Origin of the sequence: Pseudoalteromonas agarivorans, assembly GCF_024518735.1 — a bacterium.
Taxonomy (GTDB): Bacteria; Pseudomonadota; Gammaproteobacteria; order Enterobacterales; family Alteromonadaceae; genus Pseudoalteromonas; species Pseudoalteromonas atlantica.
This window is the reverse complement of record NZ_JANIGJ010000007.1, coordinates 238,731-252,585: the sequence shown is the minus strand read 5'-3', so window position 1 is coordinate 252,585 and position 13,855 is coordinate 238,731. Positions and strand designations below refer to the sequence as shown.

Annotated in this window: 9 protein-coding genes; 7 read left to right on the top strand and 2 right to left on the bottom strand. The window is 40.4% G+C overall.

Features of this window, described 5'->3' with window-relative positions; genetic code table 11:
* Position 1: 1 nt before the first annotated feature.
* Positions 2-844, bottom strand: a complete 843-nt coding sequence (locus tag NQT65_RS14250; RefSeq protein ID WP_256851425.1) for a pirin family protein — start codon at positions 842-844, stop codon at positions 2-4.
* Positions 845-1,189: 345 nt separating this feature from the next.
* On the opposite strand from NQT65_RS14250, the gene NQT65_RS14245 reads away from it, so the two are divergent.
* Together NQT65_RS14245 and NQT65_RS14240 are read left to right on the top strand one after the other, a co-directional pair.
* Entirely contained in the window at positions 1,190-4,210 is a 3,021-nt protein-coding gene (locus tag NQT65_RS14245; protein WP_256851424.1) for a bifunctional diguanylate cyclase/phosphodiesterase, read from the top strand.
* A gap of 73 nt (positions 4,211-4,283) precedes the next feature.
* Positions 4,284-5,174: a LysR family transcriptional regulator gene (locus NQT65_RS14240; RefSeq protein ID WP_004589125.1), complete on the top strand. Its 891-nt coding sequence runs from the start codon at positions 4,284-4,286 to the stop codon at positions 5,172-5,174.
* Here the strand turns inward: NQT65_RS14240 and NQT65_RS14235 are convergent.
* Entirely contained in the window at positions 5,171-6,133 is a 963-nt protein-coding gene (locus tag NQT65_RS14235) for a YihY/virulence factor BrkB family protein (protein WP_248530526.1), read from the bottom strand. The genes NQT65_RS14240 and NQT65_RS14235 overlap by 4 nt on opposite strands.
* A gap of 131 nt (positions 6,134-6,264) precedes the next feature.
* Between NQT65_RS14235 and NQT65_RS14230 the strand changes: the two genes are divergently transcribed.
* From NQT65_RS14230 to NQT65_RS14210, 5 genes are all read left to right on the top strand, one after another.
* Positions 6,265-7,335: a mechanosensitive ion channel family protein gene (locus tag NQT65_RS14230; RefSeq protein WP_052026279.1), complete on the top strand. Its 1,071-nt coding sequence runs from the start codon at positions 6,265-6,267 to the stop codon at positions 7,333-7,335.
* A gap of 521 nt (positions 7,336-7,856) precedes the next feature.
* Positions 7,857-9,128, top strand: a complete 1,272-nt coding sequence (locus NQT65_RS14225) for a dicarboxylate/amino acid:cation symporter (RefSeq protein WP_004589122.1) — start codon at positions 7,857-7,859, stop codon at positions 9,126-9,128.
* Positions 9,129-9,161: 33 nt separating this feature from the next.
* The gene (locus NQT65_RS14220; RefSeq protein WP_121637960.1) at positions 9,162-10,223 is read left to right on the top strand and encodes a putative porin; all 1,062 of its coding nucleotides are present in this window, start codon (positions 9,162-9,164) and stop codon (positions 10,221-10,223) included.
* A gap of 491 nt (positions 10,224-10,714) precedes the next feature.
* The gene (locus NQT65_RS14215) at positions 10,715-12,421 is read left to right on the top strand and encodes a transporter substrate-binding domain-containing protein (protein WP_256851423.1); all 1,707 of its coding nucleotides are present in this window, start codon (positions 10,715-10,717) and stop codon (positions 12,419-12,421) included.
* Positions 12,418-13,830: a sigma-54-dependent transcriptional regulator gene (locus NQT65_RS14210; RefSeq protein ID WP_004589118.1), complete on the top strand. Its 1,413-nt coding sequence runs from the start codon at positions 12,418-12,420 to the stop codon at positions 13,828-13,830. Before NQT65_RS14215 ends, NQT65_RS14210 begins: the two co-directional genes overlap by 4 nt.
* Positions 13,831-13,855 lie beyond the last annotated feature (25 nt).

Here is a 13,855-nt window from a genome sequence, read left to right as displayed (position 1 = left end):
ATTAAATGTTGCCAAATTCGCCGTTTTGATAATCACGCACCGCTTGTTTAATTTCCTCTTGCGTGGTCATTACAAATGGGCCCATATGTGCAATAGGTTGCTCAAGTGGGTTACCCGCTAAAATAAGTATCCCCGCCCCCTTTTGTGAAGATATATCAATGTCACTGTTTTCACTTAATATAAGCAACTTGCCAGCATTAAATGTTTGCTCGTCACCTGTAATAAGCTCACCTGTATGAACATAAATCATCACTTTACGTTGTTTAAGCCCTGCTAACTGCATGCGTGTATTGACGGGGAGAGTAACATTGGCCAGTGCAGCATTGGCCGCTAAGCTTTGCAAACTCGACGTTAACGTAGAATCTTCAAACTGCCAATTACCCGCAAGAGCTTTAAAGCTCACGCCATGCTTATTAGTTACTTCAGGCGCTGGATTTTGTGTAGTATCTTGATAACGTGGCGCGCGCATTTTTTCGCCACTGGGCATATTGATCCAAATTTGAAAGCCATGCAGCCCCTCTTTTGCATCTGTTAGTGGCATTTCACTGTGCATTACGCCTCTACCTGTACTCATCCATTGTACATCGCCAGATCGGATCGCTTTTTTGTTGCCCATTTGATCTTGGTGTTCAAAGCCACCTTTAATAATGTACGTAAAGGTTTCAATGCCGCGATGAGGGTGTGGTGGAAAGCCGCCAATATAGTCACTTTCATTGTTAGACTTTAGCTCATCAATCATTAAAAAAGGGTCGAGATATTTGCCATCAAAACCAGGTATCCGACTTATGTTTACACCATCACCATCTTGGGTGGCGTAAGCAGTTAACACTTTTGCTATGTTCATATTTAAAATACTGTAGTAGATTAATTAATGAGCTTATTAAAGCATTCATAAAACAATACGACTATGTCTTTAAATCGAGCAAAACGTTCTATTTTTTAGAAAATTTAGTGTTTATTTTGATAATTCGTTTATTTAGCATAATAAGCTTCATGATTAAAAACACAGACTTAAGCTAATTTCTAATAACTTTTTAGTGCAACCCTATATTTTGTATGGTTATTTTTGGCTTTTATGTCTACAATCACTTTTTAGGGACGCAGAGTTTAAGGAAAACTTATTTTTACTTCATCGCTTAAAAGCCAGCTTTACAGGTTACTCATCCTACTTAGCATTCCCGGTGCCGCTGTGACGGTATTTACGCTATGGTATGAGCGTGATGCTGCCATTGAAAAAAGTGAAGAAAGAATAGTAAATATAGCTAAGCAATTGACACAACATCAAAAAACAATGGTTGATGATGTTAGACGTATTACTATTTATTTAGCCGATAAAACAGCAAAAAATGAAACACTCCCCACAACCTGCCCTAATTACTTTTACGAAATAAAAGCCCTTTATAAGAATATTGCAAATATAGGTATTGTTGATAAAAATGGCGACCTACAGTGCGTGACAAATGGTCGTAGTAAAAATATTAATATTAGCGATCGTACTTATTTTCAAAATGCCATTAGTAATAAAAGTTTTTCGGTGGGGTATTTTCAATACGACCGAAGTATTCAAGCGCAAAGTGTCAATTTTGCCTACCCAATTATAGATAGTAATAACCAATTAAAAGGCACACTGGTTACCGTTATAGCATTGAATTGGTGGAATATCGCCTTAAGCGAAGCAAAATTACCTAACAATGCCAAGGCCGTTATTGCCGACTCTAATGGCTTAATACTGGCCAACTACCCTAATCAACCACGTAATTTAGGCCAAAAAATTACCGACATAGATTTACTTCACGATAAAAGCTCGTTAACCGTGTTTAAAAATGCAGAAGGCGAAAACCAGGTTTTTCATCGCTCAGTAATATACAAAGACGGCCATGATAATAATTTAGATATTTATATAGCCGTTTCGGTTGAAGACTTTATTAATAAAGTGAATGAAAGCTTTGCTAAAACCATTTTTGCGTTTTTATCGGCTATTGCCCTGTTGGTGCTGCTAGCTAGGCGCTTAATTAAACAAAGTATATTTAAGCCTATCGCTAATTTAACCAAAGCCACAGATGAACTGGCAAATGGCACTATGCCCAAACATATTAAAAAGCCCAATAGCCCAGAGCTGCGCGCGCTTTATGACCGTTTTGCTGTTATGGCACAAACCCGGCTATCTGCAGAGGCTAAATTAAAAAATAAGCACAACGAGTTAATGAGCTTATTAAATGCTTTACCCGATACCTACATACGTATAAATGCCCAAGGCAAAATCCTTTATATTGGCGGCTATATTAGCCCTGTGCTAAATGTTGAGACAGGCAAAGCTTTAAAATTAGTTGATGTACTCTCTGAGGCCAACGCAGAGTTACTGCTTTCTCATTTAGGTACTTTAGAGGGTTCACAAACCATTGAGTTTACATTGTTTAAAAAATCTAAAGAGCACTTTTTTGAGGCAAGAATCAATGCACTCACTAATAATGAATACATTATTGTTCTTAGAGATATAAGCCAAAAAAAGGTCAACGAAAAAGCACTTCATTTAGCGTCGCTTGTTTACAGTAATAGTAGTGAAGGGATGATGATTACAGACCCCGACGGCATTATTTATGACGTAAACCCTGCGTTTTGCGAAACAACCCAATACAGCAAAGAAGAAGCGATAGGTAAAACCAGCCGTATTTTAGCATCTGGCAAACATTCAAAAGCATTTTATGAAAAAATGTGGGCAGAGCTCAGAGAAACTGGCCGTTGGCAGGGTGAGATAATTAATCGTAAAAAAAATGGCGACACCTATACCGAATTTCTGATCATAGATACCGTTTACGATGATAAAAACATGCCTACTCGCCGGGTGGCCATTTTTACCGACCTAACAGAAAAAAAACAAGCCGATGAAACCATATGGCGAAAAACTCACTTCGATCACTTAACTGATTTACCGAATAGGCTAGAGCTTAAAGAGCGTTTAAATAAGCGTTTTAATGAAGTAACAGGCGACAAATGCGAACTTGTTGTGATGCTGCTCGATATTGATCACTTTAAAGATATTAATGACACGTTAGGCCATCATTATGGCGATAATCTACTTAAGTTAGTTTCTCAACGGATAATTCAAGCTGCAATAAACGCCAGTTTTGTCGCACGTATTGGCGGTGATGAGTTTGTGATTGTATACGACCATGTTAAAAGCAGTCGCCATATAAACCAAATTGCCAGCAATATACTGCAAAGCCTTTCATCAAGTATACAGCTTGAAGACGAGGAGCTATTTATTAGCGCTAGTATAGGCATTGCATGCGCACCTAGCGATGGCCAAAGTACAGAGCTGCTATTAAAAGCTGCCGACCAAGCCATGTATAAAGCTAAAAATAACGGCCGTAATGGGTTTGAGTTTTTTTCAAAAGATATGCGTATTCATGCACAAGCGCGTATGCAGCTATTAAAAGATTTACGCTCCGCCATAGAGCTTGAACAATTTGAGCTATTTTATCAGCCTATTGTGGCATTAAACGATTTGCACATTCATAAAGCCGAAGGGCTTATTCGCTGGCACCACCCTAAAAAGGGGTTAGTCTCGCCGGCGACGTTTATACCGCTTGCAGAGGAAACTAGGCAAATAAATGCGCTGGGCCAATTTGTATTTACACAAGCAATACACACCCTAAAAGAAATAAACACCACCATGGGGGAGCAATTTCAAATTAGTATAAATGTCTCTCCTGTGCAGTTATCAACAATCGATAGCGGAATTGACGATTGGTGTGAGATTTTAAAAGCAGCCAAACTACCCGCCTCCTCTATTGTGGCCGAGATCACAGAAGGCCTTATGGTCAACCCAGAGCCACTAACTCAAAGTCGCTTAAAAACATTAGTCCAGTCAGGTGTGCAATTAGCGCTAGATGACTTTGGCACCGGCTATTCATCGCTCGCGTACCTGCAAGAAATGGATACCGATTACCTAAAAATAGATAAACGCTTTATTGATAATATTAAAGCAGGGAGCCAAGAGCTTGCTTTATGTGAAGCCATTATTGTAATGGCCCACCAGCTTGGCCTAAAAGTTATTGCTGAAGGAATTGAAACGCAGCAACAAATGCAGCTACTACTAAAAGCAGGATGCGACTACGGGCAAGGTTATTTGTTTTCAAAGCCAGTGCCTAAAAAAGAGTTTATGACGTTGCTGAGCAGCAAAAAAATGGTTATTGCCAATAATAAATAAGTAGTTACGCAATAAATAGAGTGCCTACACGGTCAGGTAGTTTAATCAATAGTAAGTAGTAACAAGGTTTAAAATGGCAAAGGCAACACTCGAGCAATGGAGAATGTTTAAAGCTGTTGTAGAGCATGGTGGGTTTGCCGGTGCTAGCAGCGCGGTATTTAAAAGCCAATCAACCGTGCACCATGCAGTGCAAAAGTTAGAGTCGGCACTGCAAGTAAAATTGCTTGAAGTAAAAGGCCGTAAAGCGTATTTAACCGAAAACGGTAAGCTTATATTGCGCCGCGCCGAATTTTTAATAGATGAAGCCAGCAAAATAGAATCGGTTGCTAATACATTAAGCGAAGGTATTGAAAGCACATTAAAAATAGCGGTAGATGAAGTGTTTCCGCAGCATTTATTGTACCAAGCGCTAAGCCATATTAATGAGCAATACCCATTGGTAAAAATAGAACTGATAGAAAGCGTACTTAATGGCGCAAACGAATTACTTACCAATGCAGTGGTCGACTTAGCAATTACCTCTATTGCGCTTTATGGCATTAATTGCCATAGCTTGTGCGATATAGAATTTATTGCCGTTGCGCACCCTGATCACCCCTTACACCAGCGCACTGAACCACTGACCTACAGAGAGCTTAAATTACACAGGCAAATAGTTGTTCGCGATTCGGCCACCCACACCAGCCACGACGACGGCTGGCTTGGGGCTGATATGCGCTGGACAGTAAGTCACTTACGTAACTCTATTGATATGGTTAGCCAAAACTTTGGTTATGCATGGCTGCCTAGTGCACAAATTAAACCTTATCTTAAAAACAACACACTTAAGCCCCTTAATTTAGAGCAAGGTACAACCCGCTCCTTAAAGCTTTATTTAATGTGCACCGACAATGACCGTTTAGGCCCCGTTGGCCAAGCATTTACTCAGCATCTCATAAGCTTGTGCAATAATGAGCCCGGCTAAGAGTTTGTCGGCTCATCTACATCAAGGTGATCAGCAACATAGGCTCCGCGTTTACCGCGTTCTTTAGCGGGGCCTTTGGTACTATCTTTCGCTGTTTGTTGTTCGGTTGCCGCATTTATTACCGCCCCAAGCGTAATAATATAGGCACTTATATAGAGCCACATTAGCATAATCACTACCCCGCCTAACGAACCATACGTTTCGTTGTAGCTTGCAAAGTGAGACACATAAAACGAAAAACCAATTGAGGCTAAAATCCATAATACAGTCGCAATACACGAGCCAAGTGTGATCCAGCGCCATTTAGCTGGTTTTCGGTGTGGTGCATAGCGATACAAAAGCACCAACGCAAAATTAAACATAAAGGCGAGTAATGGCCACGATATTAACTTTATTAGTAAGTCTATACTTTCTTTTAAGCCCACTAAATTAAGTACTATGGGTAAAATACCTATAATTAGCAAAGCAAAAATAGCCACTAAAATAGCCCCTACCGAAAATAAAAAACGTACTAACTGAGCATGAAGAAAAGAGCGTTTTTCGTATTCATGATAACTAATGTTACAGGCAGTAATAAGCGCTTGGCTGCCTTTAGAGCTACTCCAAATAGTAAGAATAAGTGTACCAATTGCACTTAAGCTTAAACTGGCGTTAGAGGTTTGAGCCAAGCTCGAGACCTGAGATAAAATTAAATCGCTCGTGCTTTGCGGTAATAAGGTAACTATTTTACTCAGGTGTTCACTAATATCGGTGGGCGATGAAAAGTACGCATACACAGAAACCATTGCAGCAATAGCAGGAAAAATAGCAAGTAAGGCATAAAACGCAACGCCCGCTGCAACCAGCGATAAGTTGTCTTGGCTCATTTGCTTAAAAATACGTTTGGCTATGTCCCACCAACCAATAACCGGAATGTGCACTGGCTGCTCGGCATGTTGTCCCCGTTTAGGTTTGCTCATTGTTTGCTCCTTTTTAGCCTATTATCGAGCAAAAAGTTTGCCAAGCTGTGCTTTTGGCATTGGTATTAAACTTGCTGCTTGCTAGATTATTTAAAATACCAAGGTAATACGCCATGAACAGCCTTATAACTATGCTAATTGCAGTGAACACCACGGCTGTGAATGCCTTAAACACCCCAGAAAGCGTGCTCAGTTGGCAGTATTTATACGCCCAAAGTTTGCAATTACTTCACGCAACAGCGCAAATATTACCCACTCTTTTATTAGGTTTTATACTTTTAACTATTAGCTACTTTGTCGCCAGTCCTTTGTCTAAGCTGTTAGTAAAACCGCTCATTTATATGACCGACAGTAAACTTGTGCACTTAGTGGCTAAACGCGGGATTAGCATTTTAATTTTATTGCTGGGCGTGTATTTATTTTTACGTTTAGCAGGACTTACCGAATTTGCTATTGCCATTATGAGCGGTACCGGATTAATAGGCTTAATATTGGGCTTTGCCTTTAGAGACATAGCAGAGAACTTTATTGCTAGTTTGCTGTTGAGTGTCCAACGGCCATTTAAAATAGACGATGTAATAGAAGTCGATGGCCGCTTAGGTGTGGTTAAAAAGGTCACCGCTCGCGCAACCACCTTAGTTGATTACGATGGCAACCATATACAAATACCTAACGCCACGGTTTATAAAAATACCATTAAAAACCTAACTGCAAATCCAAAAATGCGTGCCAAGGTGGTGATTGGCATAGGTTACGATAACGATATTCGTTACTGCCAAACACTCGCCCTTGAAATTGCAAACAAGCAAACGGGTGTGATTACTGAGCCACCAGCACAAGTGCTGATCAATAATTTAGGCAGCTCAACAATTAACTTTAATCTGTTTTTTTGGGTTAACAGCGAACAACATAGTCCGTTAAAAGTGGCCTCGCAGTTAATGCGTGAGCTAGTAACCGAATTTACAGCGCAAAACATCAGTATGCCAGATGATGCCCGCGAGCGTATTTTACTCAGTGCACCTGATGAGAGTGATACACAAAAGCCCACCAACAAAGCTGAGCAACCTTTAACTGCTCAGCAAAGCTCTAAGCAGCTGCAGCAGCAAAATGAAACGGTTGATGACGTAAGTAGTGATACCGACGAAATTCGTGATCAAGCCGAAAAATCACGGGATCCTGAACAGGGTAAAAATATTATCTAAGCTAAACGTATAAGAAAAAATAAAACCACATACAGGCAATTTACAACTTAATAATGTTTTAAATCCTAAAAAATCAAAAAATATGATTAATTAATGCATTAAATATAACTTTTGTTATATCAATAATAAAAGTTATACACCTGTCAACTCATTGATTTTAAATGAGTTATTTATAAACCATCATTTAAGCCGCCTTTAACCCGCCTTTCATTATTAATAATTATTCAAAAAGTTATATTAACAAACCGCCAACCAAAAACAATAAAATCAATAACATTCAATACGTTATTAACAAAACCGTGCTTGGCATTATTAATGCAATAACAATAATCTAACAACTTTAGAGCTTAATTATGCACGTGTACAAACAACCCCTATCTAAAAAGGCTAACGAAAGCTTGTCCATAAAATTGCAAGCCCCTTGTGTGGCCTGTGCACGTGCCGGTGCAATATGCGCGTTAACGCCCTAAGCAAAAGTTAAATAGCTCCCACTAAATATTATAAATAATTGGAATAACACTATGACCAGTACAACAAGTATTAATAACAACGAGCCTAAAAAAATGGCGCTCTGGCTAAAAATACTCATAGGTATGATAGCGGGTATTATTGCCGGCATGCTGTTAGGCAATAATGCTGAATATATAAAACCAATTGGCCAGCTATTTATTAGCGCCATAAAAATGTTAATTGTACCGCTTATATTTTGCTCATTAATTGTTGGTGTTACCTCAATGAAAGACACCACTAAAATGGGGCGTATTGGTGTTAAGTCAATCGTATTTTATTTAGCCACCACCGCAGTAGCCATTTCGATTGGTTTGGGCCTTGGGTTGTTGTTTGAACCTGGCGCAGGCTTAAATATGGTTGCAACCACAGTAGCCGATGCTAAACCAAGCCCTACCTTAGTAGACACCATTGTAGGTTTAGTACCAAAAAACCCAGTGGGCTCATTAGCCTCAGGTAATATTTTACAAATTATTGTGTTTGCGTTGAGCTTAGGTATTGCTTTAAACCTAATTGGTGAAAAAGGCGAACCCGCTAGCAAAATGTTTGAAAGCCTAGCCGATGCAATGTACAAATTAACGGAGCTTGTAATGAAGCTGGCGCCATATGGTGTATTTGCATTAATGGCTTGGGTATCTGGCAAGTACGGACTGGATGTATTACTGCCACTTATAAAAGTAATTGGCTTAGTGTACCTAGGCTGCATTATTCACGTTTTAGTGTTGGGTGGCGGCTTTGTAGGCTTACTAGGCAAGCTTAATCCACAACGTTTTTATAAAGGTATTATTGAAGCGCAAATTATTGCTTTTACCACCACAAGTAGCTCAGGTACTTTACCTGCCAGCATTAAATGCGCCACCCAAAACTTAGGTGTATCGCGTACTGTATCAAGCTTTGTACTGCCAGTAGGCGCCACTATTAACATGGATGGCACCGCTTTATACCAAGGCGTATTAGCACTGTTTATTGCCCAAGCCTTTGGTATTGACCTCACCACAACAGATTACTTAACCATTATAGCTACAGCTACTTTAGCCTCTGTAGGCACCGCTGGTGTACCCGGTGCAGGCCTTATTATGCTTTCGCTAGTACTGACCACCGTTGGCCTACCACTTGAAGGCATTGCAATAGTTGCCGGTATTGACCGAATTTTAGATATGGCGCGCACTACCATAAATGTAACTGGCGATTTAATGGTTACTTTATTAATTGGCAAAAGCGAAGGCGAGCTTGACGAAACCCTTTACAACCAAGACAACACAGCGGCTCAACCCGCTAAGCAATAACCCTCGATTTAGTAATTTTATAGAGAACAAACCATGACTAGTAAACTTATCTATTTACCCGTTGCATTAGGTGTTATTGCCTTAGCTAAGCCAGCCCACGCAGATATTACAATTGAAGGTTTAAATGGCCTTGAAGCCGTTAAGCTATTTGGCGATATGCGTATGCGCTTTGAGCGCACCGAAGGCGATACAATTGACTCAACAAGCCGCGCCCGTTTACGTGCCCGATTTGGTATTAAATACGCGGCTACCGATAACTGGTCAGCGCAAATGCGCTTTAGAACAACCTCAAGCCAACACGATTCAACCCATCAAACTTTTGGTATCACCGATACCAGCGATAACGATGACTTTGGTTTAGACCGCGCCTTTATGAAGTACACAGGGCTTAGTAACACCCAAGTATATATTGGTAAAGCGGCACCCGTTTATATGCATTCATCAGAGCTGCTTTTTCGTGACGATATAGCGCTAGAAGGTGTACAAGCTAACTGGAGTAACAATACGTTTAGCGTTAATGCGGGGCATATTATTCTTGAAGAAAACGTCGATAATGGCGAAGGCAAGCGCGATGCCAGCTGGCAACAGCTACAAGGTGTATATGCTACAAGTTTTAATAACATTAACGTTAAAGCCGGTATTGGTGGAATTTTTGTTAGCGCCTCAGATACGGCCTATGCCAGTGCTGAGTCGGGTCTTGATGATGACCAAGCAGGCAACGTAATGACCTATAACCTTGATGTACGTTATGGCGCAGTGCGCTTTGCAGCCGATTACTACACAAGTGAAGCCGACAGCGAAAATACAGCGTTTACTGTACATGCTCGTTATCAAATTAATAAACAGTTTGGCCTGCGTTTTTACGTGCTACGTACCGAAGCCTATGCATTACCTATGAACGGCGCGTTTACGCAAACTAATACTCCGGGTTCTTATACCAATATTAAAGGCACACGTGTACAGCTAGATTACAAAATTGCAGAGAACCTAAATGCCGATTTAAGGTGGTTTAGCGTGGATAATATTAATAACGATATACCCACTAACAACAATGGCCGCGATCGCATTCAAGTAAACCTAAACATGAAGTTTTAGTACTAAGGCATGTTGACCAATCGTGATTAAAATTACAGTAGTGAGTTTAGTATTTAGCAAAAGCGATTATTAGCCTACTCGCTTAAAAGCCAAGCGCCTTGCTTAGACTGCCCTAGCTTGAAAACGTTAATCTACACAGGTCAACATCCTCTAAATAGGCCCAACCAATAAAAGCGATTTAATAGCCGATATTAAATCGCTTTTATTTTATTAAACAGCCTTAAAAAGACATAACTTCCTTACAAAAAACCTTAATTAACAATTAATTTATTCTTATTTAGTTTAAAGTATAAATAGATAAGACTTAAAACCATGATAAATTCGTTAGTACCTAATTTATATAAAATTAAAATACAGACTATAGTCCCCTGCTGCCAACTAAAAACAACCTTTTTGCGGCTGTAAAAGGAACATAAACGCCATTTTATTTGTACTGTTTAGACAATTTACTAACGCACTACCACAACTAAAAAATGCAGAGGTTTACTCACTTGTTTATTAAACAAAACGCTTGGTTTTATGTATTAAAAATAGCGCTACTAAGCCTACTGGGTTTCAATAGCCTAAACTGTATTGCACAAGCTAACTTATCGCAGCCAAAACAAATTATAGTGGGCGGAGATTTTAACTACCCCCCTTATGAGTTTATTAACGAAGATGGCGAGCTTACAGGTTACAACGTAGAACTTAGCCAAGAAATAGCCGCTGTAATGGGGCTTAATATAAAAATAAAGCTAATGCCCTGGTCCGAAATAAGAGCCGAGTTTGACCGTGGAAATGTGGATATTTTACAAGGCATGGCCGCCACACCCGAGCGCACCGATCTGTATAACTTTAGCCCGCACACGTTTGTTAACCACTCTATATTTGCGCGCGACAATAGTCCTAAAATAACGCACTACAGCGAGCTTGAAAACTACCGCGTTATTGTACAAAGCAATGGCTCAGCATTTGATATGCTTAACCACTCAGGCTTAAACATTACCCTTATACCGGTTGAAACCCATGCCGATGCCCTGCGTTTGCTTGCCTCTGGCCGCTATGACTTTGCAGTGGTTTCAAACTTACCCGGTTTATATTTAAGTAAAAAATTGGGGCTATCAAACATCACTGCTATTTCTAGCCTAGAAAGAAACCGGCTTTATGGCTATGCCACTAAAACCGCAGATGAAGCGCTGTTATCGCAATTTACTCAAGGCTTAGCTATTTTAAAAAACACCGGCCGCCAGCAAGAAATTTACGACAAATGGTTTGGCCCGTTAAACGTATCACCTTGGTCTAAAGCCGGCGTAATAGCGGGTATATGTGTAGTGGTGCTGCTACTAATTAGTACCGTGGTGATAATTTGGAACAAAGCCCTGCGCAAAAAAGTAGAAAGCCGCACCAAAGAGCTACAAGCCCAGCAGTTACAGCTACTTCATGCAGATAAAATGGCCTCACTGGGGGTGTTGGTTTCGGGAGTAGCTCACGAAATAAATAACCCATGTAGCATTTTAACGTTAAATTTTCCGTTTATAAAAGAAGCCTTTGAAGATGCAACAGACATACTAGATGAGCATCAATCACGCCAAGGCGATTTTCTTGTTGCCGGTGTAAGCTATCAGCGCTTTAAACATATGCTGCCAGAAATTTTAGACGATATGCACATTGCCAGTAACAAGGTAAAGGGCATAGTAGAGGATTTAAAAAGCTTTGCCGTAAAAGGTGAAGCATCGCACGAGAAAACTGAGCAGCTAGATTTAAACCTACTAACAAACCGCTCTATTCGCTTAGTCACAAATCAAATTAAAAACTCGACAAACCACTTAGAGGTTAACTTAGCCAACTCACTGCCTGCGTTTAAAGGCAGCGGCAGCCGCATCGAGCAAGTAATCGTAAATTTAATTTTAAATGCCTGCCAAGCGCTTGAAGACAAATCGCAAAAAATTATTATCACCAGCTATTTCCATACTAAACACAATCAGGTTGTGCTGAGCATTGAAGATCAAGGCGTAGGTATTGATCAACAGCACTTAATTAAGCTCACCGACCCCTTTTATACCACCAAGCGACAATCTGGCGGCACCGGCTTAGGGCTTTCTGTATCAGCGGGGATCGTGGCAGATCACCAAGGCCAACTCACCTTTAAATCAACCCTCGGTAAAGGCACAAAAGTAAAGCTATCACTACCCTTATTACAACACGAGAGTGAACTATGAATACTAATTTATATCCTAGTTTTGAGGTCCTCATTTGTGATGACGACAACAGCTTTTTACGAAGCATATCGTTTGCAATAGAGCGCTACTGCGGCATTAACAACATTGTACAATGTAATGATAGCCGCGATGTAATTGCCAAACTAAACCAAGGAAATGTTCGCGTTGTATTGCTTGATTTAAACATGCCACATATCAGTGGCGATGAGCTTATAGCGCAAATTACAGAGCTTTTTCCGCATATTTCGGTGGTGATCATCAGTGGCATTAACCAAGTAGAAGCCGCTGTAAAATGTATAAAATTAGGTGCTTATGGTTATCATGTAAAAACAGAAGATCCAGAACGCCTAAGTAATAGCATAATGCAAGTGGTGCGTTTTCAAGAGCTAAACCTAGAAAACCAAGCCATGCGCGGCTATCTGCTAGAAAACCAAACAAGCCTGCATCCTGCGTTTTCTAAAATTATTAGTGTGGATCATCAAATGCATTCGGTGTTTAATTACATTGAGTCTATATCAAATAGCCAACAACCTATTCTAATTACCGGAGAAAGCGGCGTAGGAAAGGAGCTTATAGCCAGAGCCATTCACGAAACCAGTAGCTGCAGTGGCGAGCTTGTGTGTGTAAACGTAGCTGGCCTTGACGATAACTTATTTTCGGATACCTTATTTGGCCATAAAAAAGGCGCTTTTACAGGCGCTGAGCAAGCCCGCAAAGGCATGATAGAACGCGCATCAGGCGGGATACTATTTCTTGACGAAATTGGCGATTTAAACCTGGCCTCGCAAGTAAAGTTATTAAGGCTTTTGCAAGAAGGCGAATATTATCCAGTAGGCAGCGATACCCCAAAGCGCATCAACGCGCGCATTATTGCAGCCACCCACCAAAATTTACTCACTAAAAAAGAAAATGGCGAATTTAGAAACGACTTATACTACCGTTTAAAAATTCATCATGTAAATATTCCGCCGCTTAGAGAGCGCAAGCAAGATATAGCCTTATTACTCGAGCACTTTTTAACGCTTGCCGCACAAGAATTTAATAAACCGGTGGCAAGTATTCCAAAAGAATTATTAATTTTACTCGAAAACTACGCTTTTCCGGGCAATATAAGAGAGCTGCGCGCCATGGCCTTTGATGCAATGAGCACCCACCAAAGTGGCGCACTGTCTATGAAAGCGTTTGAAAGCGTACGCAGCGCCGTGCCCAAATTAGATATGCAAGCCCAGCTTGCAAAGCCCTTATTTGAGTCAACATCAACGCTACCCACTTTAAAACAAGCCGCAGAATTACTGGTGGCAGAAGCTATGAAACGTAGCAACTCAAATCAATCAATGGCAGCGCAACTACTCGGTATATCCCAGCCAGCACTCAGTAAGCGACTTAAAAAAGGACAGCCTGAGCCTTAAAAAAACAACAAAGTACTTCATCAAA